The organism is Gottfriedia acidiceleris, assembly GCF_036421055.1.
GTDB lineage: Bacteria > Bacillota > Bacilli > Bacillales > Bacillaceae_G > Gottfriedia > Gottfriedia acidiceleris_C.
Genome location: NZ_JAZGQS010000019.1, coordinates 1 through 26,781 on the forward strand (window position 1 = coordinate 1; position 26,781 = coordinate 26,781).

27 protein-coding genes are annotated in these 26,781 nt (G+C 33.5%); 26 read left to right on the forward strand and 1 reads right to left on the reverse strand.

Annotated features, from left to right (window positions below; translation table 11 throughout):
• Positions 1-433: 433 nt before the first annotated feature.
• The 9 genes from RAH41_RS20480 to rsmI all read left to right on the forward strand — a co-directional run bounded on the left by RAH41_RS20480 (position 434) and on the right by rsmI (position 7,481).
• On the forward strand, positions 434-622 hold the full coding sequence (locus tag RAH41_RS20480; RefSeq protein ID WP_331225157.1) for a sigma factor G inhibitor Gin: 189 nt from the start codon (positions 434-436) through the stop codon (positions 620-622).
• A gap of 341 nt (positions 623-963) precedes the next feature.
• Positions 964-2,382, forward strand: a complete 1,419-nt coding sequence (locus tag RAH41_RS20485; protein WP_331225159.1) for an aminotransferase class I/II-fold pyridoxal phosphate-dependent enzyme — start codon at positions 964-966, stop codon at positions 2,380-2,382.
• Positions 2,383-2,394: 12 nt separating this feature from the next.
• On the forward strand, positions 2,395-3,027 hold the full coding sequence (gene tmk / locus RAH41_RS20490; protein ID WP_331225161.1) for a dTMP kinase: 633 nt from the start codon (positions 2,395-2,397) through the stop codon (positions 3,025-3,027).
• Positions 3,028-3,232: 205 nt separating this feature from the next.
• Positions 3,233-4,228, forward strand: coding sequence for a DNA polymerase III subunit delta' (gene holB / locus RAH41_RS20495; protein ID WP_331225163.1), 996 nt, complete (start codon positions 3,233-3,235; stop codon positions 4,226-4,228).
• Between the two features lie 3 nt (positions 4,229-4,231).
• Positions 4,232-5,059, forward strand: a complete 828-nt coding sequence (locus tag RAH41_RS20500) for a PSP1 domain-containing protein (RefSeq protein WP_097979278.1) — start codon at positions 4,232-4,234, stop codon at positions 5,057-5,059.
• A 12-nt stretch (positions 5,060-5,071) separates the two neighbouring features.
• On the forward strand, positions 5,072-5,431 hold the full coding sequence (gene yabA, locus RAH41_RS20505) for a DNA replication initiation control protein YabA (RefSeq protein WP_331225165.1): 360 nt from the start codon (positions 5,072-5,074) through the stop codon (positions 5,429-5,431).
• Positions 5,432-5,616: 185 nt separating this feature from the next.
• Positions 5,617-6,357, forward strand: coding sequence for a tRNA1(Val) (adenine(37)-N6)-methyltransferase (locus RAH41_RS20510; RefSeq protein WP_331225228.1), 741 nt, complete (start codon positions 5,617-5,619; stop codon positions 6,355-6,357).
• The gene (locus RAH41_RS20515) at positions 6,344-6,610 is read left to right on the forward strand and encodes a GIY-YIG nuclease family protein (protein ID WP_331225167.1); all 267 of its coding nucleotides are present in this window, start codon (positions 6,344-6,346) and stop codon (positions 6,608-6,610) included. Before RAH41_RS20510 ends, RAH41_RS20515 begins: the two co-directional genes overlap by 14 nt.
• The gene (gene rsmI / locus RAH41_RS20520) at positions 6,606-7,481 is read left to right on the forward strand and encodes a 16S rRNA (cytidine(1402)-2'-O)-methyltransferase (RefSeq protein WP_331225229.1); all 876 of its coding nucleotides are present in this window, start codon (positions 6,606-6,608) and stop codon (positions 7,479-7,481) included. The genes RAH41_RS20515 and rsmI overlap by 5 nt, the downstream gene beginning before the upstream one ends.
• 106 nt (positions 7,482-7,587) lie before the next feature.
• Here the strand turns inward: rsmI and RAH41_RS20525 are convergent, their stop codons facing one another.
• Positions 7,588-7,872: an AbrB/MazE/SpoVT family DNA-binding domain-containing protein gene (locus RAH41_RS20525; protein WP_331225168.1), complete on the reverse strand. Its 285-nt coding sequence runs from the start codon at positions 7,870-7,872 to the stop codon at positions 7,588-7,590.
• A gap of 293 nt (positions 7,873-8,165) precedes the next feature.
• Here RAH41_RS20525 and metG point away from each other — a divergent pair, with 293 nt between their 5' ends.
• The 17 genes from metG to mfd all read left to right on the forward strand — a co-directional run bounded on the left by metG (position 8,166) and on the right by mfd (position 26,742).
• Positions 8,166-10,142 (forward strand): methionine--tRNA ligase, encoded by a 1,977-nt coding sequence (gene metG, locus RAH41_RS20530; protein WP_331225169.1) that lies wholly within the window; start codon positions 8,166-8,168, stop codon positions 10,140-10,142.
• 424 nt (positions 10,143-10,566) lie between these two features.
• Positions 10,567-11,337, forward strand: a complete 771-nt coding sequence (locus tag RAH41_RS20535) for a TatD family hydrolase (protein ID WP_056474510.1) — start codon at positions 10,567-10,569, stop codon at positions 11,335-11,337.
• Between the two features lie 186 nt (positions 11,338-11,523).
• Positions 11,524-12,732 (forward strand): ubiquitin-like domain-containing protein, encoded by a 1,209-nt coding sequence (locus tag RAH41_RS20540; RefSeq protein WP_331225171.1) that lies wholly within the window; start codon positions 11,524-11,526, stop codon positions 12,730-12,732.
• A 140-nt stretch (positions 12,733-12,872) separates the two neighbouring features.
• The gene (gene rnmV, locus RAH41_RS20545; protein WP_331225172.1) at positions 12,873-13,427 is read left to right on the forward strand and encodes a ribonuclease M5; all 555 of its coding nucleotides are present in this window, start codon (positions 12,873-12,875) and stop codon (positions 13,425-13,427) included.
• Positions 13,427-14,302: a 16S rRNA (adenine(1518)-N(6)/adenine(1519)-N(6))-dimethyltransferase RsmA gene (rsmA, locus tag RAH41_RS20550; RefSeq protein WP_331225174.1), complete on the forward strand. Its 876-nt coding sequence runs from the start codon at positions 13,427-13,429 to the stop codon at positions 14,300-14,302. The genes rnmV and rsmA overlap by 1 nt, the downstream gene beginning before the upstream one ends.
• A 182-nt stretch (positions 14,303-14,484) precedes the next feature.
• Positions 14,485-15,363, forward strand: coding sequence for a sporulation peptidase YabG (gene yabG / locus RAH41_RS20555; RefSeq protein WP_331225176.1), 879 nt, complete (start codon positions 14,485-14,487; stop codon positions 15,361-15,363).
• Between the two features lie 204 nt (positions 15,364-15,567).
• Positions 15,568-15,837 (forward strand): biofilm formation stimulator Veg, encoded by a 270-nt coding sequence (veg, locus tag RAH41_RS20560; protein ID WP_069033953.1) that lies wholly within the window; start codon positions 15,568-15,570, stop codon positions 15,835-15,837.
• Positions 15,838-15,956: 119 nt separating this feature from the next.
• Positions 15,957-16,115, forward strand: coding sequence for a small, acid-soluble spore protein, alpha/beta type (locus RAH41_RS20565; RefSeq protein WP_331225230.1), 159 nt, complete (start codon positions 15,957-15,959; stop codon positions 16,113-16,115).
• A gap of 184 nt (positions 16,116-16,299) precedes the next feature.
• Positions 16,300-17,169 (forward strand): 4-(cytidine 5'-diphospho)-2-C-methyl-D-erythritol kinase, encoded by an 870-nt coding sequence (gene ispE, locus RAH41_RS20570; protein ID WP_331225180.1) that lies wholly within the window; start codon positions 16,300-16,302, stop codon positions 17,167-17,169.
• 53 nt (positions 17,170-17,222) lie between these two features.
• On the forward strand, positions 17,223-18,065 hold the full coding sequence (purR, locus tag RAH41_RS20575) for a pur operon repressor (RefSeq protein WP_331225182.1): 843 nt from the start codon (positions 17,223-17,225) through the stop codon (positions 18,063-18,065).
• Positions 18,066-18,116: 51 nt separating this feature from the next.
• Positions 18,117-18,488 carry a RidA family protein gene (locus RAH41_RS20580; protein ID WP_331225183.1) on the forward strand — a complete coding sequence of 124 codons (372 nt, stop codon included), beginning with the start codon at positions 18,117-18,119 and terminating at the stop codon, positions 18,486-18,488.
• 768 nt (positions 18,489-19,256) lie between these two features.
• The gene (spoVG, locus tag RAH41_RS20585) at positions 19,257-19,547 is read left to right on the forward strand and encodes a septation regulator SpoVG (RefSeq protein WP_056474486.1); all 291 of its coding nucleotides are present in this window, start codon (positions 19,257-19,259) and stop codon (positions 19,545-19,547) included.
• Positions 19,548-19,688: 141 nt separating this feature from the next.
• On the forward strand, positions 19,689-21,047 hold the full coding sequence (glmU, locus tag RAH41_RS20590; RefSeq protein WP_331225186.1) for a bifunctional UDP-N-acetylglucosamine diphosphorylase/glucosamine-1-phosphate N-acetyltransferase GlmU: 1,359 nt from the start codon (positions 19,689-19,691) through the stop codon (positions 21,045-21,047).
• Positions 21,048-21,091: 44 nt separating this feature from the next.
• Entirely contained in the window at positions 21,092-22,045 is a 954-nt protein-coding gene (locus tag RAH41_RS20595) for a ribose-phosphate diphosphokinase (protein WP_069033957.1), read from the forward strand.
• A gap of 104 nt (positions 22,046-22,149) precedes the next feature.
• Positions 22,150-22,713 (forward strand): aminoacyl-tRNA hydrolase, encoded by a 564-nt coding sequence (gene pth, locus RAH41_RS20600; RefSeq protein ID WP_331225188.1) that lies wholly within the window; start codon positions 22,150-22,152, stop codon positions 22,711-22,713.
• Positions 22,714-22,801: 88 nt separating this feature from the next.
• A complete protein-coding gene (locus RAH41_RS20605; RefSeq protein WP_331225190.1) occupies positions 22,802-23,035 on the forward strand; it encodes an anti-sigma-F factor Fin in 234 nt (77 codons plus the stop codon).
• A 176-nt stretch (positions 23,036-23,211) separates the two neighbouring features.
• Positions 23,212-26,742, forward strand: coding sequence for a transcription-repair coupling factor (mfd, locus tag RAH41_RS20610; RefSeq protein WP_331225191.1), 3,531 nt, complete (start codon positions 23,212-23,214; stop codon positions 26,740-26,742).
• Positions 26,743-26,781: the final 39 nt, after the last annotated feature.

The following is a 26,781-nucleotide window of genomic DNA, read 5'->3' on the forward strand; positions in this document are numbered from 1 at the left end:
TTAAGCTGATGTTTTTTTGTATTTATAATAAATTTAATGAACCTAAAGTGAAATTATGTGAAACTGGATTAATATGATTAAATAAAATTAATTTTTACCAGCACTTCACTTAAAGACATTGGTTAATGACCTCAGCAAGGCAAATTTGGTAACGAATAAAACAAGTGTTTGTCCGCTAATCTGAATATACAAACGAATTGTAGTCCTTTTTTAGTGTTAAAAAGGAACAAAAAAGAATCAAAGTAGGAAAGTAGTACCATGTAAGAAAAAATATTTAAATTATAGAGCACAAAATTAGAACTATTTTCATATATTACAAAAAAATAGGCCTTAAATTGTATAAAATGTTTTTAATTTGCAAAACTAAATAATAAACAAAATTGTTTAATCAATCGTAATTTGCACAGGAAAAACACTTAGAGGAGGAATAAAGGTGAATGGTATTTCAAAATGTATAGTTTGTGAAGAGAAAAAAGAAAAGGGCATTCATATAATTGAAGCATTCGTATGTGAAGAGTGTGAAAAGAAAATCGTAAAAACTGAAACAGACTCACCTATATACAATTCCTTTGTAGAAAAGTTAAGATGTATAAGTACGGTGAAAGAAGAAATTGCGAATTAGAGATTAGCATAAGCGTAATAGACTAATAGTAGTAGTCTAATAAGTTTTTGTAAGTTAAAATAGGATATAAAGTGAAGGACCGATTCTATATACAGGTACCTCTGCCATAATTTATTACTGGTTAGTCACACCATTAGTGACTGGGCCTTTAAGTAATGGAGAGAACTTGTAAATATAATCGGTTTTTATATTGTCTATAAACTATTGGATTTTGAGTTAGGTAGTTGTATTAACATGTTGAAACATATGTTTGAAATGTTTAATTTAAAATTCGATTTAAAAATATACTAGTATAACGAAACATACAAATAAATTGCGAAAAATTAAAGGAAGAGTTATTGATGAATAAAATGCCATTACTAAATGCACTGAAACAGTTTGTAAACAAAGAAACAATATCTCTACATGTTCCAGGTCATAAAAATGGAAAGCACACTTTTATAAATGAATTAAGATTACCAGATATTTTAAATTATGATGTGACGGAATTAAATGGTTTAGATGACTTACATTATCCTTCCGAGGTGATCAGTGAGGCTCAAAAAATGTTAGCGAAAGTATACAAAGCAGAAGAAAGTTTCTTTTTAGTAAATGGATCAACTGTGGGTAACCTAGCTGCAATTTTAGCGTTATGTGGCGAAAATGACGAAGTATTGGTACAACGTAATTGTCATAAGTCAATTTTTCATGGACTTTTACTTGCGGGAGCAAAGCCTATATTTTTGCCATTAGATATTGATGAAGAGCTAGGGCAGCCACTTGGGGTAAACAGTGAGCAAACGATGAATGTAATAAAAAATTATCCAAAAGCTAAAGCAATAATTTTAACAAATCCTAATTATTATGGAATGTCTCAGAATTTAAACAATATAATAGAGTTCGCTCATAGTATGGAGATTCCTACTATCGTAGATGAGGCACATGGAACACATTTTATAATTGGCCATCCTTTTCCAAATGATGCGCTTTCTATGGGTGCCGATATTGTCATACAATCAGCGCATAAAACTTTGCCCGCAATGACAATGGGTTCATATTTACATATAAAATCAAAACTTATTTGCAAAGATAGGGTAAGAGAAATGCTGAGAATGCTACAAAGCAGTAGTCCTTCTTATCCCATTATGGCTTCCTTAGATTACGCCAGGAGTTTTGTCGAAGCATTTTCTCATGATAAAGTGAAAATACTTCAAAAGAAAATTGCCGATTTTATTAATGGAGTTAATGATTTATCTAGTATACAAATTGTTACATCAAGTCAAAAAAACTATACACAAGATTTACTAAAAGTAATCGTAAAAAGTAAAAAAGGACATACCGGTAAGCAATTACAGGAAATATTTGAAAATGAGGGAATCTATTCTGAACTATCAGATTGGGGACATGTTCTGTTTATCCTTCCACTAGATGAGAGAATGGATATTAATCACCTTATTAATCGTATAAAAAAAGCAACTGAATCTATGGCTCATATTGAAAATAAACAACCTAAGCTTCATGTACCTAATTTTACGAGTACAGTTTTACATAGTTATGCTGACTTAAAGAAAAAAAGGAAGTTGGTAAAAAGTTTGGCAGATTCGGTCGGGCAAATCTCTGCAGAAAATATTGTTCCTTATCCACCAGGAATTCCAATTTTACTAAAAGGTGAACTAGTTACTACTGAGCATGTTAATTACATTCATGATGTATATCAATATGGAATGACGATTCAAAATTTGATTGAAGATAAAAATTTACTAATTGAAGTATTGATTTAGGAGGAAACACACTTGAAATCTTTATTTATTACATTTGAAGGACCAGAGGGTGCAGGAAAAACAACAATTATAAATATGATATCAGAAGAACTTCGTAAAAGAAGTGTAAATTTTATATCAACCCGAGAACCAGGTGGTATACGAATCGCTGAAAGTATAAGAAATATTATATTAGACACAGAGAATATTGAAATGGACAAGCGTACGGAGGCATTACTTTATGCTGCAGCAAGAAGACAGCATTTAGCAGAAAAAGTAATCCCTGCATTAGCAGATGGAAAAATCGTACTGTGTGATCGATTTGTAGATAGCTCACTTGCGTATCAAGGTGTCGGTAGAGGAATCGGAATAGATGAAATTTATAATATTAATCAATTTGCAATCGATGGATTAATGCCTGATTTAACAATTTATTTTGATTTAGATCCTAAAGTAGGACTAAATAGAGTTCACCAAGCAGATGAGAGAGAAATTAATCGACTGGATTTAGAAGAACTAGATTTTCATTTAAAAGTTCAAAGTGGATATGCTGAAATCATGAATAGAGAACCATGGCGTTTTAAACGAATTGATGCATCGAATCAGGTGGATCAAGTATTTAAAGATACCTTGAAAGTCATTTTAGAAAAGATAGAAGAAATTTAATTATTTACAAAATTGATTACATGAACAATAACATGACGGAACTGGTATAATAGAATAAACAATACTTTCTGAACTTAACTGAAAATTACTTGCATTAATAGTTTAGTGTAGGTCTAGGTTAGGCATAAGTAATTGGTAAACGAAAAAAAAACGATACAATTTAAAAATACCATTGATTAATTTATAGATATGAGTAGGTGTACAAATGAAAACATCTTGGGAGAAACTAAGCGAGCGTCAGCCAGTTGCCACAAAAATGTTAAAAAATGCATTAATAAAGAACAGGGTAGCTCATGCTTACTTATTTGAAGGCCCAAGAGGAACTGGTAAACGTGAACTTGCATTATACTATACAAAAGTATTACTATGTGAGAATGTAAGTGGCGCTACACCTTGTGAAACTTGTCGTAATTGTAAGCGTGTCGATTCTGGTAATCACCCAAATGTTTATGTAATTGAACCCGAAGAAGCCTCAATAAAGAAACATCAGATTCAACAATTACAAGAAGAATTCTCTAAAACAGCTGTTGAATCGAATCGAAAAATTTATATAATAGACCATGCTGATCGGATGACGACAAATGCAGCTAATTCTTTATTGAAATTTTTGGAAGAGCCGGTCTCAATTACAACTGCATTTTTATTAACTGAACAAGTACAACAAATTTTGCCAACGATACAATCTCGCTGTCAATCAATCCATTTTAATCCATTACCAACAAAATACTTTGAAGAACATTTAGTTAATATCGAGCTCCAATCAAACTTAGTACCGTTATTAGCGAGATTAACAAATAGTGAAGCAGTCGCACTTCAAATTGCTGAAGAAGAATGGTTTGCACAAGCTAGAGATTTAGTGATAGAATTATATGAAGCATTATTAACGACAAAAAAAGATAGTCTTCTAGTCATACAACAAAATGTTTCTCGTCATTTTGATACGAAGGAACAGTTACAAATGATGCTGGATATGCTTGTATTAGCCTTTAAAGATATGCTATATATATATGCTGAGCAAGATCAAAATGTTGTTTTTAAAAATGAAGAACCATTAATGAGACAAGCATTAAATCGTATTTCATTAGAGAGAATAACCACTTGTTTAGAAATCATCCTTTTTGCTAAAAAGCGATTAACTTCCAACGCAAATATGTTAATGGTTTTAGAGCAAATGATTATAGAGCTACAGGAGGGATTGTAGATTGTGTACGAAGTAGTCGGAGTACGTTTTAAAAAAGCTGGTAAAATCTATTATTTCGACCCAAATGGATTAGCAATCCCTAAAGATACTTTTGTCATCGTTGAAACGGTGAGAGGGATTGAATTTGGAAAAGTAGTTGTACCAAATAAAAAGGTCGGAGAAAATGACGTAGTCCTTCCGTTAAAAAAAGTTATGCGATTAGCTGATGAGCATGATCGTATGATTGTTGAAGAGAATAAACAATCAGCTAAAGAAGCTTATGAAGTTTGTTCTAGTAAAGTTATGCAACATGAACTAGATATGAAATTAGTTGATGTCGAATATACATTTGATCGAAATAAAGTCATCTTTTATTTTACAGCAGATGGTAGAATAGACTTTAGGGAATTAGTAAAGGATTTAGCTGCGGTATTCCGTACCCGAATTGAATTAAGACAAATTGGAGTACGTGATGAAGCTAAAATGCTTGGTGGGATTGGACCTTGCGGTAGAATGTTATGTTGTTCAACATTCTTAGGCGATTTTGAACCAGTATCCATTAAAATGGCTAAAGATCAAAACCTTTCTCTTAACCCAGCGAAGATTTCAGGACTTTGTGGTCGATTAATGTGCTGCTTAAAATATGAAAATGACGAGTATGAGGCTGCAAAAGAACAACTTCCAGACTTAGAGGATATCATCAAGACAGCAGAAGGTCCTGGAAGAGTAGTAGGATTGAACATCTTAGAACGAGTTATTCAGGTAGAATTGATTAAAAAAGAACGCGTTGTGGAGTATACCCTAGATGATTTAATTCACGAGGGAGTCGTGTCAATACAAACCACAGATTAAGAGGTGGTAAGATTGGACAAGAAGAATATATTCTTATCTCTTTCCAATATGGAAGAACAAATTCAAGATTTATCAAAACAGCTTAGTGATTTAAAACAATATATTGCTGAGCTACTAGAAGAAAATCACTATACGAAAATTGAGAATGATCACTTACGAGAACGATTAGGTCTAAATAAACGTATAGAAGAAAAAGAGCAAATAAAAGACTCAAAGAAGAAAAAGGTACAAAAGGATAAGGATCTTGGGGAAGGTTATGATAATTTAGCCAGATTGTACCAAGAAGGTTTCCATATTTGTAATCTACATTATGGAAGCGTACGTCATGGTGAGGACTGTCTGTTTTGTTTATCCTTCTTTGATAAAAAGTAATGGTAGGCTATTCCGGAAGAAGCGAGCGATTACCTTTTTAGAAAACAGTTATTAAAATAAGCTGTTTAAAAAGGTAAAGTGAGTAGGTTCCAAATGGAATAGCTTCTTTTTATGCATTGCTAGTTAATTGTTATACAATTAGGCAATGCTAAAAGATAATATTGGTGTGAATTTGAAAGGAACTAATTATGCTTAAAGGTGACGAACGCTTAGATTACTTATTAACCGATGATATGAGGATTATTCAAAGTCCATCTGTTTTTTCTTTTTCATTAGATGCAGTTCTTTTATCCAATTTTACATATGTCCCGATCCAAAAAGGTACAATTGTTGATTTATGCTCTGGTAATGGAGTTATTCCATTGATGTTACACCGAAGATCTAAAGCAAATATAATAGGTGTAGAAATACAAGAGCGACTGTATGATATGGCTAAAAGAAGCATTGAATATAACAAGTTAGATTTTAAAATATCAATGATTCATGACGATTTAAAAAATGCACCAAATAAAATAGGTAGGGAATTTGTAGATGTTGTTACGTGTAATCCACCGTACTTTCAAGATATTCCGACCTCTGAACAGAATATGAATGAGCATTATGCAATAGCGAGACATGAGATTAAAACAAATTTAGAAGAAGTAATCAATGCAAGTAAACAACTTTTGAAGCATGGTGGAAAATTAGCCATGGTTCATCGTCCAGGACGTTTGTTGGATATTGTTACAACAATGCGTAAACATGGAATTGAGCCGAAAAGAATTCAGTTTGTCTATCCAAAAATGGGTAAGGAAGCAAATACGCTTCTAATTGAAGGGATTAAAGGAGGAAAGGCAGACCTTAAAATATTACCTCCGATTTACGTATATGAGGAAAATAACGAGTATACGGCTGAGTTAAAGGAAATTCTATATGGTAGATCATAAACACTATTTATATGTGCTCGAATGTTCGGATGCAACTTTCTATGCTGGGTATACAACAAATATTGAGCGTAGAGTAAAACAACACAATGATGGAAAAGGTGCAAAATATACGAGGGGTAGAACACCTGTAAATTGTATCTTTTTTGAGGAGTACCCTACTAAAAGAGAAGCAATGCAAGCGGAATATGCTTTTAAGCAACTATCAAGAGAAAACAAAGAACGGTATATGAGAGGAGGAACGAGTAATGATTAAAAGTCAAAAGAGCTTCTTAAATGAAGAATTAGGCTGTCTTTATTTAATACCCACCCCTATTGGTAACCTAGAAGATATGACGTTTAGAGCGGTACGAATACTAAAAGAAGTAGATTATATTGCAGCAGAGGATACTCGTAATACAAAAAAACTTTGTAATCACTTCGAAATACCAACACCATTAGTGAGTTATCATGAGCATAATAAAGAAAAAGCAGGATTAAAGCTTGTAGAAGACTTAAAACGAGGATTAAAAGTTGGATTAGTAAGTGATGCTGGAATGCCATGTATAAATGACCCAGGTTATGAATTAGTCAAACTTTGTTTAGAAGAGGGCATTGCTGTCGTTCCTTTACCTGGTGCAAATGCTGCCTTAACATCTTTAATTTCATCTGGACTACCAACTGATTCGTTTTTATACATAGGATTCTTGTCACGACAAAAGAAAGATAAGAAGAAGCAATTGGAACCGTTAAAGGGTCAACTTAGTACAGTCATTATGTACGAGTCTCCACACCGTTTAAAAGAAACATTACACGTTATTCTTGAAGTATTAGGTGACAGAAAAATAGTACTTTGTAGAGAATTAACAAAGAAGTTCGAAGAGTTTCTACGTGGGACAGTAAGTGATGCATTAGACTGGGCAACGAATGAAGAAGTACGTGGAGAGTTTGTAGTTGTTCTAGAAGGGGCATCCGAAGAAGATGTAAAAAACAATGAGGAGTATTGGTGGCAGGAACTATCCATTAACCAACATGTCGATTGGTACATAAATGAAAAAAATGAAAAAAGTAAAGACGCAATAAAACTTGTTGCGAAAGATCGTTCATTAAATAAAAGGGACGTCTACGCTGAATATCACGAAATTTAATAAGGTTTAAAAATGAAGTTAGGCTGTCTTATTTATTTGTAATTCTCTACTCATTTTTTCTAGCTTTTATTTAGAGAATGCAATAAAAATAGGCAGCCTCTTCCATTTAATTATTATCAGCTATAAATTGTTCAATCTCGAATTTTAGAAGCTCTGCGCCTTTTTTACTTAAAACAATTTTGCCATCAGCAACCTCAAGGTTATTTTGAGAAATTTCGCCTGTCATCATACAAGTCATATTTGGTTCATACTTTTTTAGGATAATTCGATCATCTTTAACAAATATTTCAAGTGTGTCTCTTTCAGTGATGTTTAGTGTTCTTCTAAGTTCAATTGGAATGACTACACGGCCAAGCTCGTCTACCTTCCGGACAATTCCCGTAGATTTCATAATTAAACCTCCTATATAGTTTTATGAAAATAAATGTACAATGTAGTCCAAAAGACAGAGCTACATAACTACTATGCCAAAATGGGTTAATTAAAGAGAAAATGTATGTATATTTATGAGAAATAATAGAAATAGATGTTACTATTGTGTAAAATTTAACTTATAAATAAGTATGAAGTTGTAATTAGATGGGGATATGCAGATAACTCATTTTTCATTTTATAATGAAATGCAAAATCATGCGAATAATTTAGTGTCAATATTTAGAAATTTTGAAGGAGGATTTTTGGTCAATGAGTAATAAAACTTTTTATATTACAACCCCAATATATTATCCGAGCGGAAAATTACATATAGGTCATGCTTATACGACTGTTGCTGGGGATGCAATGGCTAGATATAAAAGACTTCAAGGTTTTGATGTTTTTTATTTAACGGGTACAGATGAACATGGTCAAAAAATTCAACGTAAAGCTGAGGAGTTAAATGTCTCACCTCAGGAATACTTAGACGATATCGTTGTTGGAATTAAGGATCTATGGACAAAATTGGATATTTCGTATGATGACTTTATCCGTACAACGGAAAGCAGACATAAAGAAATTGTTGAGAAGATTTTCAAGCAATTACTTGATCAAGGTGATATATACTTGGACGAGTATGAGGGTTGGTATTCTGTACCGGACGAAACATATTATACTGAAACACAAATTGTTGATCCTCTATATAATGAAGAAGGAAAAATTATTGGTGGAAAGAGTCCGGACAGCGGCCATCCAGTAGAGCTGGTTAAAGAAGAGTCATATTTCTTTAAAATGAGTAAATATGCTGACCGATTACTGAAGTATTATGAAGAAAACCCAGAATTTATTCAACCTGAATCAAGAAAAAATGAAATGATTAACAATTTCATTAAACCAGGTTTAGAGGATTTAGCTGTCTCACGCACTTCATTCGACTGGGGTGTGAAAGTACCTGGTAATGCTAAACACGTTATTTATGTTTGGATTGACGCTTTATCAAACTATATTACAGCTTTAGGTTATGGTTCAGATAATGAGGAAAACTATAAAAAGTATTGGCCTGCGAATGTCCATTTAGTTGGTAAAGAAATTGTTCGTTTCCATACGATTTATTGGCCGATTATGTTAATGGCATTAGACTTACCATTACCTAAAAAGGTCTTTGCTCATGGCTGGTTATTAATGAAAGACGGAAAGATGAGTAAATCAAAAGGTAATGTTGTAGATCCGGTAGTTTTAATCGACAGATACGGCTTAGATGCCCTAAGATACTACTTATTACGTGAAGTTCCTTTTGGATCAGATGGTATTTTTACGCCTGAAGGATTCGTTGACCGTATTAATTTTGATTTAGCGAATGATCTAGGTAATTTATTAAATCGAACAATTGCAATGATCCAAAAATATTTTAATGGTAATATTCCTACAATTAAAGGAACAGTAACGGATTTTGATGAAAACCTTCAACAAGTGGCAAAGAACACGAAGGAAACTGTGGAAGCAGCAATGGAAAATATGGAGTTTTCAGTTGCGTTAACAAATATTTGGCAGTTCGTTAGTCGTACAAACAAATATATTGATGAGACACAGCCGTGGGTACTTGCAAAAGACGAAAGCCGTGTACAAGAACTAGCTTCGGTAATGGCACATTTAGCTGAATCTTTACGTCAAGTTGGGATTTTATTAAAACCTTTCTTAACTCAGACTCCAGCGAAAATTTTTGCTCAGTTAGGACTAGTTGATGAAAAGATTCTTTCATGGGACAGCCTGAATGAGTTTGGAGTAATTCAAGAGGATACGATTGTACAAAAGGGTGAACCAATTTTCCCACGTTTAGAGACTGAGGTTGAAGTTGCTTATATTAAAGAACAAATGCAAGGTACTGTAAAACCAGTAGTAGAAGAGAAAGTGGAAGAAACTGTACCTGAAATTACAATTGATGAATTCTTTAAAGTTCAACTAAAGGTTGCTGAAGTAAAAGAAGCTGGTGCAGTAAAAGGTGCAAAAAAACTTCTTAAACTTCAATTAGACTTAGGAAATGAATCAAGACAAGTTGTATCCGGTATAGCGGAATACTATAAACCAGAAGAATTAATTGGTAGAAAAGTGATTTGCGTAACGAATTTAAAACCTGTAAAGCTTAGAGGAGAACTATCCGAAGGGATGATCCTTGCAGGAAGTATTGAAGGTAAGCTATCACTTGCAACAATTGATCAATCATTACCAAACGGTACGATTATTAAATAATGTTACTAGGAAAAGTATTTCGTGTAAAAACTAACATGAAATACTTTTCTTTTTTGATTTATTTTACTGGAATAATTGTTGTACTGTGCAGAAAATTGTAAAAATATCGTAATAATCACAAATATGATAATAATTTGTTGATTTATGGCATGTGTTAACAAGTTGTTGTTAGAAAATGTCACTATATGAAGAAAATATTACAGATTGATTACAATAGTAAACTAAAAAAATTATCAGAATTTTGTTTCAAAAAGTAAGAAAGTCCTGATATAACATGGAATTAATTTAAAACATCTTTAAAAATTTATTAGAAATGGCTTAATTTTGACCGTTTCTTTTTGTAACGGAATTGTTAACTGTGCGTTAGGTAAGAAATTTTACGGTATGCTAGACTAAATCTCAGATGAGCAAAGGGGAAGTAAAAATGCTTTTTGATACACATGTACATTTAAATGCAGATCAATACAAAGAAGACCTTGAAGAAGTAATTAGTAGAGCGTTGGAAGCAGGAGTTGTTCATCAAGTAGTTGTTGGCTTTGATCGACCAACAATTACGAAAGCTATGGAATTAATTGAGAAGTATGATTTTCTTTATGCAGCTATTGGCTGGCATCCAGTTGATGCAATTGACGCAACTGAAGAAGATTTTGAATGGATTAAGGAATTGTCAAAACATCCTAAAGTAGTAGCAATTGGTGAAACTGGATTAGATTACTACTGGGATAAATCTCCAAAAGAAATTCAAAAAGAAGTATTTCGCAAACAAATTCAATTAGCAAAAGAATGCGGACTACCGATTGTTATTCACAATCGAGACGCAACAGAAGACATTGTAACCATTTTAAAAGAAGAAAATGCATCAGAAGTAGGTGGCATTATGCACTGCTTCAGCGGAAGTGTGGAAACTGCAAAAGAATGTATTAAAATGAACTTCTATATTTCATTAGGAGGACCAGTTACATTTAAGAATGCAAAAAAACCAAAAGAAGTAGCGACAGAGATTCCGTTAGAAAATCTATTAATCGAAACGGATTGTCCATACTTAACACCACATCCGTATAGAGGAAAAAGAAATGAACCTAGCTATGTATCACTTGTTGCTGATGAAATTGCACGTTTAAAAAACATATCAGTTGAGGAAGTTCAAAAACGAACTTTCGAAAATGCGTGTAATATTTTTCAGATTAACAAATGATCTCATGAACTAGTACGAATACATAAAATTCGTCACAGTTCACGTATGAAGAGTTGAAGAATTTGTCGAAAGAAAACTCTTCTACTTCTAAATCTAGTAAACATACATTCAGTAGAGTAGAAGCACTAGTTAATAGGTTTGGAGCTAGTCAATCTTTTTTCTCAGGCGAAAAGGAGGAGTAAAATCGTGATAGACGCGAATAGGTTACTTTCTAGACTTGGGAGTAGTAAAAAACTAGCAGTACAACTTGCAGGAGCTTTAGTTTTCACTGGATCAGTAGGTACAGGAGCATATGAGGGACTTAAAGAACAAGTAACTCTTGAGGTAGACGGGAAGGAACAGGTTATTCAAACACATGCAAATACTGTGGCTGAATTATTAAAAGAACAAAATATTAATATTACGAATGCTGATGAAATATATCCGTCGGCCAAAACGAAAATATCAGATGATATGGATATAACAGTTCATTTAGCGAAACCTGTTAAACTTACGATCGATGGGCAAGAAAAAGTCATTATGACAACTGCTCAAACGGTAAAGGAATTATTAAAGGAACAAAATATTAAGATCAATCCTAATGATGTTATAATGCCTGCACTGTCAACACCGTTAGAGGAAAATGGTAAAGTATCTTACGAAAAAGCATTCCCTATGGTATTAAATGACGGAGGAGTTTCTAAAAAAGTTTTTGCAACTTCGACTACTGTCGCTGACTTTTTAGAAAAGCAGAACATTACATTAAACGAATTTGACCGAGTTGAACCAGGTGCCGGCGAAATGATCAAACAAAATGATACAGTTCGAGTTATCCGTGTCGAAAAAGTCAACGATGTGGTGGAAGAGCCTGTAGATTTTAAAGAAAAAGAGCAAAAAGATTCTTCAATGTATAAAGACGAATCCAAGGTCATTTCAGAAGGTGTAAAAGGACTTGTTAAACGTAATTTTGAACTGATTAAAGAAAATGGTAAAGTAGTTTCTAAAACGCTAGTAGATGAAACGATTTTAAAAGAACCAGTTGATCGAGTAGTTGCAGTTGGAACAAAGTCTGTGCCATCTTCTAGTGCATTAGTAAAATCTAGTGCGCCAAAATCAAGTAGTAAGGTAAAAGAAATGTATGTTGAAGCAACTGCATATTCACCTTACGATGCTGGGATGTCTGGTGTAACAGCTTTAGGTATTAATGTTCGTAAAAATCCTAATACAAAACTGATTGCAGTTGATCCAAAAGTGATTCCATTAGGATCTAAGGTATGGGTTGAAGGTTATGGAGTTGCGATTGCTGGTGACACTGGTGGAGCAATTAAAGGTAGAAGAATCGATATTTTAATGCCTACAAAAGACGATTGTTTTGATTTTGGTCGTCGTACTGTAAAAATTCGTATTATTAGCTAATATTTTTAAAATAGATCGTTATTTAAAAGAAAGTAGAAGGATAAGTCCTTCTGCTTTTTTTTATACTACTTTTAAGAGAGTATGAAGTTTTATTATCCTTATGGTATGATTACATATACTTGTATTGGTTGGAGGAACAAATGAAAATTAAAGAGATCATTGTTGTTGAAGGTAAAGATGATACGGCAGCAATTAAAAGAGCTGTGGATGCAGATACAATTGAAACAAGTGGTTCTGCTATAAATAAGGATACTTTAAAATTAATAAAGCATGCTCAGGAGACTCGAGGAGTTATCGTATTTACAGATCCTGATTATCCTGGTCAACGTATACGCTCGATTATAAAAGAACATGTACCAGGATGTAAGCATGCGTTTTTACCAAAGGAAGAAGCTGTTCGTTCAGGTAAAAAGGGGTTAGGGATCGAGCATGCTACTAGAGAATCTATTCGAAATGCTTTAATTCATGTTAAACAGGAATTTGTCGAAGCTGAATCTGAAATTACAAAGGAAGATTTAATAGATGCTGGATTAATTGGCCATCCCTCATCAAGTGAAAGACGAGATAAACTTGGAAAAATTCTTAATATAGGTTATACAAACGGTAAGCAACTAGAGAAAAGACTGCAAATGTTTCAAATCTCAAAAGATGAATTTGGGCAAGCAGTAAAAAAAGTTTTAATGGAGGAAAAATAATGAAGGATATCGCGACACCTAGTCGAACGAAAGAAATATTAGCCAAGTACGATTTCTTCTTTAAAAAAAGCTATGGTCAAAATTTCTTAATTGATACAAATATACTAGAAAACATTGTAAGTTATGCAGATTTAACTGAAGAAAGTTGTGCAATTGAAATTGGACCAGGAATTGGGGCATTAACTGAGCAAATTGCTAAGCGTGCTAAGAAAGTGTTAGCTTTTGAAATTGACAATAGACTAATCCCAATCTTAGAAGATACACTTTCACCATATGATAATATACAAATTGTTAATGAAGACGTTCTAAAAGCAGATGTTGAAAAAGCGATTAATGAATATTTGCCAAATGAGTTAGATATAATGGTTGTCGCAAACTTGCCTTATTATGTAACGACACCAATTATCATGAAGTTATTAACAGAAGGTTTACCAATCAGAGGAATTGTGTGTATGTTGCAAAAAGAAGTAGCTGACCGTATCGCTGCTAAACCGGGAACAAAGGATTATGGTTCACTATCAATAGCTATACAGTTTTATACACATGCTTCAACGGTTATGACTGTACCTAGAACAGTCTTCATGCCACAGCCAAACGTTGATTCTGCCGTTATAAAGCTAGTAAAACGTGAAGAACCAGCTGCAGAGGTAATTGATGAATCATTCTTTTTTGAAGTAGTTAGAGCTAGCTTTGCTCAAAGACGAAAAACATTAAATAATAATTTATTAAATAATTTTTCTCATCTTAAAAAGGATAAAGCAATACTTGAAGCTTGTCTTCTAGAGGCAGGTATCGAAGGAACAAGAAGAGGAGAAACTTTATCAATTCAAGAATTTGCAACATTAAGTAATAGCCTATATAAACAAGTTAAATAACAAAAAGATGATTATAAGCTAATTACCAACTAGTTTGTAATCATCTTTTTTATTTGATTTTAGTTCTGACGCCCTACAAAAGTTCATTAAACCTTCTTTTCACCCTTTTTTTTGTCCATACATAATCTAAAAAAAGAGAGCGAACTCGTAGTGTACTTAAGCAATTTTGGAGGGGAAGGCATGTGAATATTAATGTAGGGGATATAGTAGAAAGAGCATCTTATAAATATGACCTAGTTTTTCGAGTAGTGGAGGTAAAACAAATCGGGGATGAAGTCATTGCTGTTTTATATGGTGACGATTTTCGTTTAATTGCTGATGCGCCTTTATCTGATCTGCGAGTAATCATTGAATCAGAGTATCGAGAAAAAGGTAAAAGATCATCTGTTCAAATTGAGGAAAACTATAAACTATTTAAAAGAGAAGCTTTGGAGCAAAAAGAAAAAAGAAGATTTCAAGCAACAAATGGATATAGAACAGATGTAAATCTTTTTCAAATACCAGGTCGGGTTCTTCATATCGATGGAGATCCAATCTATTTAAAAAAATGTCTTGAAATGTATAATAAGATGGGTGTCCCCGTAGAGGGAATCTATTGTAAGGAAACAGAATTACCAACAAAAATTGGTTATTACTTAGATCATTATCGCCCCGATATACTAGTTATAACTGGTCATGATGCATACACAAAGGCAAAAGGGGTCGTTACTGATATAGAAGCTTACAGACATTCAAGATATTTTGTCGAAGCAGTAAAAGAAGCGCGAAAGAAAGTTCCGTCTTTAGACCACCTTGTAATTTTTGCTGGCGCATGTCAATCTCACTTTGAAGCGATTATCCGTGCAGGAGCGAACTTTGCAAGTTCACCAACTAGAGTTAACATACATGCATTAGATCCCGTTTATGTAGTTGGAAAGATAAGCTTCACATCATTTATGGATCGAGTAAATGTATATGATGTAGTTCGTAATACAATTACAGGTGAAAAGGGACTTGGCGGAGTAGAAACAAAAGGGATTTTAAGAACAGGGCTACCTTTCCAATCGATGGAAGAGGAGTAAGGAAAAGATTTTCTACATTAACGAGAGAACTCGTATGTAGAAAATCTTTTTTTTATTTTCATACATAATTTTCAGATTTTCACAAATAATAATCGGGTGTTGCAAAAAAATATTGACAGGTAACCAGTATCGTTGGTATAATTTTATCTTTTTTTGACTTAGTTTACATAAGATGGTATACTTGTCTTAGTGAGGTGGTATGAAATGGCAAAAAAATTATCTGAAATAAAGGATACTTTAGATAGTCATGTTGGACAACGACTTACATTAAAAGCAAACAGCGGACGTAGAAAGACTGTGGAACGTTCCGGTGTATTAGCAGAAACATATCCATCCATATTCGTAGTACAATTAGATCAAGAAGAGAACGCATTTGAACGCTTATCTTTTAGTTATGCAGATATTTTAACAGAAACAGTTGAATTGTTTTTCTGTGATGACCATACAAGTGGACTGATGGCGAATGGGCAGTAGAATTTTCTACTGTCCCTTTTCTTTTTATTATTCATGAAATTAAACAGATTTACACATACTAACAATGTCGAAGTGGAAAAAGGGGGTTGCTTTTTTTGGGTAGAAGAAAAAGAGGTATAATGTCACAGAGCTTTAAAGATGAACTTGCAAAAGATCTTGGTTTCTATGACGTCGTTCAAAAAGAAGGCTGGGGAGGCATTCGAGCGAAGGATGCCGGCAACATGGTTAAAAGAGCAATCGAATTAGCTGAGTTACAATTATCTAATAAGCAACAATAAACAATCTTCACTTCGACAAGCGAATTTGTCTACACATTAAACCGAAGCTTAAGTGCTTCGGTTTTTGTGAATCTTCCTAAAGAAAATTTACTGATCTAGCTCACTTTCATTAGGGTACATTTTTCTTATGAGTTAATTATGATACAATAGCAAAAAAGTAAGTGTTCATAAGAAGGTGAGAATAGTGAAATTAATGGTGAAGGCTCCTGCTAAAATAAATCTTTCATTAGACGTAGTAGGGAAAAGAGGCGACGGTTATCATGATGTAAAAATGATCATGACAACGATTGATTTAGCCGATCGAATTGAATTGGAGCTTATTCAAGAAGATAAGATTGTAGTAACATCGCATAATCGTTACGTGCCAGATGATCAACGCAATTTAGCTTATCAGGCTGCGATGCTACTCAAAGAAATGTTCGGAGTTAAATTAGGAGCGCATATTTTTATCACAAAAAATATTCCTGTTGCTGCTGGTTTAGCCGGAGGTAGTTCAGATGCTGCAGCAGTACTAAGAGGTCTAAATAAGCTTTGGAATTTAAATTGTTCATTAGATGAATTAGCGGTAATTGGTTCTAAAATTGGGTCGGACGTATCATTTTGTGTTTACGGTGGAACAGCTATAGCTACAGGTCGTGGGGAAAAAATTGAACATATTGATGCACCACCACCTTGTTGGGTTATTTTAGCAAAACCAACACAAGGCGTTTCAACAGCAACTGTTTATCAAAAGCTTAGATTAGAAAATATTCAACATCCTGATGTAGATCGGATGGTTAATGCCATTTCGAATAAAAATTACGACGATATTTGTCTGTCATTAGGAAATGTATTAGAATCAGTTACACTGCAATTACATCCTGAGGTTGCTATGATTAAAGATCAAATGAAACGTTTTGGTGCAGATGCTGTTTTAATGAGCGGAAGCGGTCCTACAGTATTCGGATTAGTACGTCATGATTCTAGGATGAATCGTGTTTATAACGGATTAAAAGGTTTCTGCGATCAAGTATACGCCGTTCGGATGTTAGGTGAAAGGGAAAAACTTGATTAAAAACGAATATTATTATAAAATTTTTATAAAATATTCGTGATTTGAGGTGCTGCATGAAAATTAGAAGAAGCTCTCGTCTTGTAGGTATGACACACTATTTGTTGCATCATCCACAACAATTAGTATCATTAACTTTTTTTGCTGACTTATATGCGTCTGCTAAATCGTCAGTAAGTGAAGATTTAGGTATTATCAAGCAGACGTTCGAACAGCAAGGAATTGGTACATTATTGACTGTGCCAGGAGCAGCTGGTGGAGTAAAGTATATTCCTAGTATCAGTAATCAAGAAGTAAATACAGTAATAGAAGAATTATGCGATCTACTTCAAAAACCAGACAGGGTGTTACCCGGTGGATACCTGTACATGACTGATATATTAAGCAATCCTAACTATGTTAATAGTGTAGGCCGTATGTTTGCATCTATATTCAGTAACCAAAAAGTAGATATCGTTATGACAATCGCAACAAAAGGAATTCCTTTAGCGTATGCTGTTGCAAACTTTTTAAATGTACCAGTTGTAATTGTTCGTCAAGATAACAAAGTTACAGAAGGATCAACAGTAAGTATTAATTACGTATCTGGTTCTTCAAAACGTATACAAACAATGTCATTAGCAAAAAGAAGTATCGAGGCAGGTTCAAATGTTTTAATTATCGATGATTTCATGAAAGCTGGTGGAACGGTAACTGGAATGAAAAATTTGCTTAAGGAATTTCAGGCAAATGTTGCAGGAATCGGTGTATTAGTTGAGGCAGTAAATATTGAAGAAAGATTAGTTGAAGATTATATATCACTTGTAAAGCTATCTGAAGTAAATGAAAGAGAACAGCTTATTCGAGTTGAAAGAGGCAATTTCCAAGAAGAATCATTTATTAAAATTGAAAGCTTATAGTCGTTAAATAGATAAGCTAATTGTATATAATGAAGAAGGGGAAGATACATAATGCAATTAATTCATACTGATCATGCACCTAAAGCAATTGGACCATATTCTCAAGCAATAATCGCTAATGGATTATTATACACTTCTGGACAAATTCCATTAACTGTAGATGGAAATTTAGTAGAAGGTGGAATTGAGGAACAAACAAAGCAAGTGTTTGCGAACCTTAAAGCAGTTCTAGAAGAAGCTGGAACAGATTTATCAAAAGTTATTAAAACAACTGTATTTTTAAAAGATTTAACAACTTTTGTTGATTTTAATGCTATTTATGAAGAGTTTTTCAACGGACACAAACCTGCAAGAAGCTGTGTGGAAGTTGCTAGATTACCTAAAGACGTATTAGTAGAGATCGAATGTATCGCAGTTGTATAAGACAAAAAACAAAAAAACCTGAAATTATTTCAGGTTTTTTTTATACTCTTTTTAATGTATTTTGCCTACGTACAGATTTCTTGTTTTCTCCTTCGAACACATATTCTTAGGAGGCGAAAGAATCTCGCCCCGTAAAAAGTGAGCACCCCGTAGTTGAAATCAACATCACTAAACTCCCTTTACGAAAATTTGATAATAATTGACTAGGATGTTTTCCAAAAGCGTAAAAAATCTGTATTATTTTTAGGTTTTTTCAGAGTGTTGAAATATAAAATAGTTAATTGGAAAACAGCCTTTAAGGGAACATTTAATTGATAAATAGCATTTTTTGAATGACCTATTTTATGGTTTAGTTTTTAGAAGTTAATATTTTAACTTTTTTAGAAAACAATTCGATAGTTTAGTTTAATATTTGTTCGATTTTAATTGATTTACGATCTATTTAATATAAAAATAAAGGCTATTTGATTAAGGTTTATGGCAGACTTTTTTTAATCAACATCACTAAACTCCCTTTACGAAAATTAGATAATTTAATTGACGAGGATATTTTCCAAAAGCGTAAAAAACCTAAAATTATTTTCAGGTTTTTTTTATACTCATTAAAATTCAATTAAAATAATCCGATAAATAAGTTGTGGACATCAATTTAGTAAACATTTATAAAAATTAAATAATTTAAATAAAAATTTTCCAAAAAGAAGGAAATTATTGATAATTGTTGAAACTTACTAATTATGGTTTAAGTTGATAAAGGTGGTGAACAAGATGGAAGTGACAGACGTAAGACTACGCCGCGTAAACACGGAGGGTCGTATGAGAGCTATCGCATCAATTACATTAGATCATGAATTTGTTGTTCATGATATTCGCGTAATCGATGGTAATAACGGTTTATTTGTAGCAATGCCAAGTAAACGTACTCCGGATGGAGAGTTCCGTGATATCGCTCATCCGATTAACTCTTCAACTCGTAGCAAAATACAGGATTCTGTATTAGCTGAATATCACCGTGTAGGTGAGTTGGAAGAAGACTTTGAAGAAGCAGGTGCTTCTTAAAAATATGACCAAAAAGAACCCATTATTGTATAATGGGTTCTTTTTTTATGGTATAATAAAATGGATGTATTTTGTGGAAAAATATTAAAATTAGCATTTTGAGCTACCAGGTATAGGTATTTAGATTGATGGAGGATGACTATGTCAAATAAATATGCGATTGTTCTAGCTGCAGGAAAAGGTACTAGAATGAAATCAAAATTATATAAAGTACTTCACCCTGTTTGTGGCAAGCCTATGGTTCAACATGTTGTAGACCATGTATTGTCAGTGGGTGTACAAAATATTGTAACTGTTGTAGGTCACGGAGCGGAATTAGTTAAAACACAAATAGGTGATCATAGCGAATATGCTCTACAAGCTGAGCAATTAGGGACTGCACATGCTGTTATTCAAGCGGCGCCAATGTTAAAAGATAAAGAAGGAACTACTTTAGTAATCTGTGGTGACACACCATTAATTTCACCAGAGACAATTCAAGCATTATTCGATGAGCATGAAAGATTACAGGCAAAAGCTACAATTTTAACAGCCCATCTTGAGGATTCAACTGGTTATGGTAGAATAATTAGGGGCGAAAATGGGTCTGTATTAAAAATTGTTGAGCATAAGGATGCAAGTCCAGAAGAGCTAACAGTTCAAGAAATTAATACAGGTACATATTGCTTTGATAATAAAGCATTATTTGAAGCATTAAATGAAGTAAACAATAATAACGCTCAAGGTGAGTACTACTTACCAGATGTTATTGAGATACTAAAAGCAAAAGGCGAAATAGTAGCTGCATATAAAACAGCAAATTTCGATGAAACATTAGGTGTGAATGATCGATATGCATTATCTATTGCAGAATCAATCATGCGCAAAAATATAAACAAAAAGCATATGTTGAACGGTGTAACAATTATTGATTCAGCTAGCACATATATCTCTGCAGATGCAAAAATTGGTTCGGATACAATTATTTACCCTGGTACAATGGTCTATGGAAATAGTATAATTGGAACGGGTAGTACAATTGGCCCAAACACTGAAATTATTGATAGTGAAATTGGTAATGATACAGTTATTAAACAATCAGTTGTACATGAAAGTAAAATCGGTCATTCAACTACAGTTGGACCATTTGCTCATATTCGTCCGGCATCAACATTAGGCGATGAAGTTCGAATTGGAAATTTTGTTGAAACTAAGAAAGTTACTTTTGGTAATGGAAGTAAAGCATCTCATTTAAGCTATATTGGTGATGCGGAAATCGGTCAAGGTGTTAATCTTGGTTGTGGTTCAATTACTGTGAACTATGACGGTAAAAATAAGTTTAAAACAACGATTGAGGACAATGTCTTTGTTGGTTGCAATTCAAATTTAATTGCACCTGTAACTGTGAAAAAAGGTTCATACATTGCAGCTGGTTCAACGATTACTGATGAAGTTCCAGAAGATTCACTAGCAATTGCAAGAGCAAGACAAGTGAACAAAGAAGGTTACTATAAAAATTAATTATAGATAAAAAGAAAAGAAAAAAAGCGGAGGGTACACGAAACATGCCTAATCATTATCCAGACAAGCATTTAAAAGTATTTACTCTAAACTCGAATCCTAAATTAGCTGAAGAAATTGCAAAACACATTGGTGTAGAGCTTGGTAAATGTTCGGTTTCTCGTTTTAGCGATGGAGAAGTGCAAATTAACATTGAGGAAAGTATCCGTGGTTGTGATGTATTTATCATTCAATCTACAAGTTTCCCTGTAAACGAAAGTATTATGGAATTATTAATTATGATTGATGCTTTAAAACGTGCATCAGCAAAAACAATTAACATTGTAATTCCTTACTACGGTTACGCTCGTCAAGATCGAAAAGCTCGTTCACGTGAGCCGATCACATCAAAGTTAGTTGCAAATCTACTTGAAACTGCGGGATCAACTCGAGTGATTACACTTGATTTACATGCTCCACAAATTCAAGGATTCTTTGATATCCCGATTGATCACTTATTAGGTGTACCTATCCTTTCAGATTACTTTAGAAAAAAACAGCTTGAAGATATCGTAATTGTTTCTCCTGACCACGGTGGAGTAACAAGAGCTCGTAAAATGGCAGATCGTCTAAAAGCTCCGATTGCTATCATTGATAAACGTCGTCCAAAACCAAATGTTGCTGAAGTTATGAACATCATCGGTAATATTGATGGTAAAACGGCTATCTTAATTGATGATATTATTGATACAGCGGGTACAATTACACTTGCTGCTAATGCATTAGTAGAGCATGGTGCAAAAGAAGTATATGCATGTTGTACACACCCTGTATTGTCTGGACCGGCAATTGATCGTATCGAAAACTCTTGTATTAAAGAATTAGTTGTAACAAATTCAATTTGTCTTACTGAAGATAAAAAGACTGATAAACTTGTTGAATTATCAGTTGCTGGCCTATTAGGTGAAGCGATTATCCGTGTATATGAAGAGCAATCAGTAAGTACTTTATTTGATTAATACAAAAATTACATCTTTGCTTAGAAACTTATAAGAGGACGTAACCAGAAGTGGTTACGTCTTTTCGTAATATACCCAAGTGAATTAGAATGGAGGATAATAAAATGAAGTTGTTTGTAGGATTAGGCAACCCAGGTAGAGAGTATGAAAGAACTAGACATAATATTGGGTTCATTGCAATCGATGAATTAGCTCACCGATGGGGCCTTTCGTTAACCCAACAAAAATTTAATGGAATTTATACTTCAGGTATTGTGAACGGAGAAAAAGTTTTCTTGTTAAAACCTTTAACATATATGAACTTGTCAGGTGAATGTGTAAGACCATTTATGGATTATTTTAATATTGATTTAGAAGATCTTGTCGTTTTATATGATGAAATGGATATTCCAACCGGAAAGCTACGTCTGCGTACAAAAGGAAGTGCCGGGGGTCATAATGGTATAAAGTCGTTAATTCAGCATTTAGGAACACAAGAATTCCAACGTGTTCGAATTGGTGTAGATCGTCCATCAAATGGTATGAGTGTCGTAAATCATGTATTATCAAACTTTTTTGAAGAAGAAATTGCTGAAGTAGTTGATGGGGTAAAAAGAGCCGCAGATGCATGTGAATATTTTTTAAAGCATTCTTTCGTGGATGTAATGAATCAATATAATAAAAAATAAAAAACAGGAATTTAAGCTTTCACATTGAATAAGTATAGTTAGTACAATCCATACTGTATATATGAATTTTTGTAGTATGGAGGCAGCAATGGAATTATTAGATTGTCAGTGTCGGTATTGTAGTAAACAAATGGGTAGTATTGAAAAACAACAGTTGTTACAAGTTTCATCTTCGTATTGTCATTCTTTCGATGAGGAATTAAGCGATTTTGTAAATTTTATTCAATCTCCTAATCAAGTAATTTATATTGTGTGCGAGGATTGCGAAATGACTCTATCTCAGTTTCCACATTATCATGAATATAAGAATTTCATAAATTAAATTGCCTTTGGTTTATAACTGAGGCGTTTTTCTGTTTTTTTCTAGACTCTGTTAAGATGTAGTGTGTTTATCTATGTAAATAACACTAAAAACGGAGCTAATTACTAAAAACTATAAATATAAACTTCAACTAAGATTATTGTAACTTAGATTGACTGTTAGGGGAGATTGACTTCGTGATTGGTTTAATTGAACAATTTAACCAGTATAAAGATATTAAGAAAGTAATAAACGGCTTAAAAAATGGTTTAAGGGAACAATTGGTTACAAACTTAACCGGGTCTGCGAAAACGTTGCTTGCTGGAGCTGTTTTTAAAGAAACTGGACAAACGCAGTTAATCGTGACAAATAATCTTCTCCAAGCTCAGAAAGTATCGGAAGACCTAAAATCAGTAGTTGGGGAAGATAATGTATTTTTATATCCTGCAAATGAATTGATTGCCTCAGAGATTGCAGTATCAAGTCCAGAGCTTAGATCACAAAGATTAATCGCGTTAAATAGTTTGATGTCAAAAAAACCGTCGGTAGTTGTTACACCTGTATCAGGATTAATTGGCTTTTTGCCGTCTCCAGAATTATGGTCTAACTATCAGATTAATTTTGAGATTGGTGAAGAAATCGACTTGTCTAATTTGATTTCAAAGTTTGTTCAAATGGGCTATGAACGTGTTGGAATGGTCGAAAGTAAAGGAGAATTTAGTGTACGCGGAGGAATTCTTGATATTTATCCGCTAACTTATGAAGATCCTATTCGAATTGAACTTTTTGATACAGAAATCGACTCAATCCGTTCGTTTTCTCCTGATTCTCAAAGATCTATAACAAAATATGAGAGTGTCCATATTGGTCCTGCTACTGAAAGGATCATTTCCAAGACTGATTTGCAATTAGGAGTTCAACGAATTGAACAAGCTTTTAAAACAACTCTATCAAAAATAAGTGATCAACAAGTAAAAGAGTTATTGGTTGAAAAGGTAACCTATGACCTTGAGCAACTAAAGCAAGGGCAATTGATTGATCAAATATATAAATATTTTGGTCTAATCTATGAAAACCAATTTAGTTTACTAGATTATGTTCCTAAAGAAACTGTTGTCGTAATTGATGAAATTTCGAGGGTTCATGAAATTGTAGAGCAGCTTAAAAAGGATGAAGCAGAGTGGTATACTTCTTTACTAGCTGAAGGAAATGCATTACATGGAGTAAGTTTTTCGCATGACTTTTTTGAATTACTACATTCGAGAAAACGCCAACAAATTCATACGAGTCTTTTTCCAAGAAGAGTACCTCATACGCATCCTGAACAAGTAGTTTCGATTCAATGTAAATCGATGCAAGAGTTCCATGGACAAATGAATCTGTTGAAAAATGAATTAGATCGTTGGAAGAAAAATAATTATACAATCGTTATGCTTGGCGAAAGTGATGATCGAACAAATAAAATTGAAAATATATTAGAAGATTATAAAATTGAAGGCAAAATTGTCTCTTCTTTAGAGCAAATAAAAAATGGTGAAGTATACATCATGAAAGGTGATCTTCTATCTGGATTCGAGCTTCCTTTAGAAAAGTTTGTTCTAATAACAGAGCGCGAGTTATTCACAAAAAAAGCTAAGAAGAAAAAAAGAATCAATACGAAATTATCAAATGCAGAACGAATAAAAAATTATTCAGAATTAAAAGTTGGAGATTATGTTGTTCATGTAAATCATGGTATCGGTAAGTTTTTGGGAATTGAAACTTTAGAGATTAATGGTATTCATAAAGATTATTTACATATTCGATATCATGGCGACGACAAATTATTTGTACCAATTGAACAAATTGATCAAGTACAAAAGTATGTTGGATCTGAAGGTAAAGAACCAAAGATTTATAAACTTGGTGGTACTGATTGGAAAAAGGTTAAAAAGAAGGTTGAAGGTTCCGTTCAGGATATAGCCGATGATTTAATTAAGCTTTATGCAGAACGCGAGGCATCAAAAGGCTATGCTTTTTCACCTGATGGCCTCGAACAACAAGAATTCGAATCTTCATTTCCTTATCAGGAAACTGATGATCAGCTTAGATCAATTCATGAAATTAAAAAGGATATGGAAAGAGAACGTCCAATGGATCGACTGCTTTGTGGTGACGTAGGATACGGAAAAACTGAAGTAGCTATTCGAGCAGCTTTTAAAGCAATTGTTGAAGGTAAGCAAGTTGCTATTTTAGTTCCTACTACAATTTTGGCACAGCAGCATTTCGAAACATTACGAGAAAGGTTTCAAGATTATCCAATTAATATCGGCTTGTTAAATCGTTTCCGATCTCGCAAGCAGCAGCTTGAAACGATGAAAGGCTTAAAAGAGGGCTCAGTCGATATAGTAGTTGGAACACATCGCCTGTTATCGAAGGATATTCTTTATAAAGATTTAGGACTTTTAATTATTGATGAAGAGCAAAGATTTGGTGTATCTCATAAAGAAAAAATAAAACAACTAAAAGCAAATATAGATGTTTTAACGTTAACTGCTACTCCAATTCCTCGTACATTGCACATGTCGATGCTAGGAGTAAGAGATTTATCAGTTATTGAAACACCACCAGAAAATCGTTTTCCAGTTCAAACATATGTAGTTGAATATAATGCTGCATTAGTAAGAGAAGCGATTGAAAGAGAGCTTGCTCGAGATGGACAAATCTATTTCTTGTATAATCGAGTAGAAGATATTGAACGTATGGCTGAACAGATTTCGATGCTTGTACCAGATGCAAAAGTAGCTGTAGCACATGGTCGAATGAATGAAGGGGAACTAGAATCAGTTATGTATGCCTTTTTAGATGGCCAATATGACGTATTAGTAAGTACGACGATTATTGAAACAGGTGTGGATATTCCAAATGTTAATACATTGATTGTGTATGATGCAGATCGAATGGGGCTATCAACGCTTTATCAATTAAGAGGGCGTGTAGGACGTTCGAATAGAGTGGCATATGCTTACTTCACATATAAACAGGATAAAGTATTGACGGAGGTTGCCGAGAAGCGCCTGCAAGCAATTAAAGAGTTTACAGAACTAGGTTCAGGTTTCAAAATCGCTATGCGTGACCTATCTATACGAGGAGCAGGAAATTTACTTGGGGCACAACAACATGGATTTATTGATTCGGTTGGTTTCGATTTATATTCTCAAATGTTAAAAGATGCAATCGAACAGCGTAGAGGTGTTAAGAAAGAAGATATCATTTCAATTGAAATTGACATTGAAGTAGATGCTTATTTACCTGATACGTATATTCAAGACAGTAAGCAAAAAATTGAGATGTACAAGCAATTTAGACGTGTTGAAACGTTTGAAGAGTTAAATGATTTACAAGATGAGTTAATGGACCGTTTTGGCGATTTCCCGTTAGAAGTAGGTTACTTGTGTCAGGTTGCTCATATTAAACTTTTAGCTATTGCGGAGAAGATTGAACTGATTAAACAAGTTAAATCAGAAGTTAGTGTTTATTTCTCTGAGAAGGCAAGTGCTAATATTGATGGTGGAAAGTTATTCCAACTATGTAATTCTTTCGGTAGAGGCATTGGTTTAGGAATGGATGGATCGAAGTTAAAAGTAACGCTAGACGTAAAAGGGAAAAATCCAGCTGACTGGCTTACTACACTAGAAGGTTTAATTAATGGATTAAAGAACGTAAAAAAAGAGAGTGTAAATGCTTAGGAATGTAATAAAATGGTTGCTTCAAGTAATTAAAAGTTA

Coding starts and splice junctions, on each gene's coding strand:
- RAH41_RS20515 (WP_331225167.1), top strand. CDS start 6,344: ATGGTAGATCATAAACACTATTTATATGTGCTCGAATGTTCGGATGCA.
- spoVG (WP_056474486.1), top strand. CDS start 19,257: ATGGAAGTGACAGACGTAAGACTACGCCGCGTAAACACGGAGGGTCGT.
- RAH41_RS20565 (WP_331225230.1), top strand. CDS start 15,957: ATGTCACAGAGCTTTAAAGATGAACTTGCAAAAGATCTTGGTTTCTAT.
- rsmA (WP_331225174.1), top strand. CDS start 13,427: ATGAAGGATATCGCGACACCTAGTCGAACGAAAGAAATATTAGCCAAG.
- glmU (WP_331225186.1), top strand. CDS start 19,689: ATGTCAAATAAATATGCGATTGTTCTAGCTGCAGGAAAAGGTACTAGA.
- RAH41_RS20525 (WP_331225168.1), bottom strand. CDS start 7,872: ATGAAATCTACGGGAATTGTCCGGAAGGTAGACGAGCTTGGCCGTGTA.
- RAH41_RS20485 (WP_331225159.1), top strand. CDS start 964: ATGAATAAAATGCCATTACTAAATGCACTGAAACAGTTTGTAAACAAA.
- RAH41_RS20595 (WP_069033957.1), top strand. CDS start 21,092: ATGCCTAATCATTATCCAGACAAGCATTTAAAAGTATTTACTCTAAAC.
- RAH41_RS20605 (WP_331225190.1), top strand. CDS start 22,802: ATGGAATTATTAGATTGTCAGTGTCGGTATTGTAGTAAACAAATGGGT.
- purR (WP_331225182.1), top strand. CDS start 17,223: ATGAAAATTAGAAGAAGCTCTCGTCTTGTAGGTATGACACACTATTTG.
- veg (WP_069033953.1), top strand. CDS start 15,568: ATGGCAAAAAAATTATCTGAAATAAAGGATACTTTAGATAGTCATGTT.
- RAH41_RS20580 (WP_331225183.1), top strand. CDS start 18,117: ATGCAATTAATTCATACTGATCATGCACCTAAAGCAATTGGACCATAT.
- rnmV (WP_331225172.1), top strand. CDS start 12,873: ATGAAAATTAAAGAGATCATTGTTGTTGAAGGTAAAGATGATACGGCA.
- RAH41_RS20535 (WP_056474510.1), top strand. CDS start 10,567: ATGCTTTTTGATACACATGTACATTTAAATGCAGATCAATACAAAGAA.
- pth (WP_331225188.1), top strand. CDS start 22,150: ATGAAGTTGTTTGTAGGATTAGGCAACCCAGGTAGAGAGTATGAAAGA.
- holB (WP_331225163.1), top strand. CDS start 3,233: ATGAAAACATCTTGGGAGAAACTAAGCGAGCGTCAGCCAGTTGCCACA.
- metG (WP_331225169.1), top strand. CDS start 8,166: ATGAGTAATAAAACTTTTTATATTACAACCCCAATATATTATCCGAGC.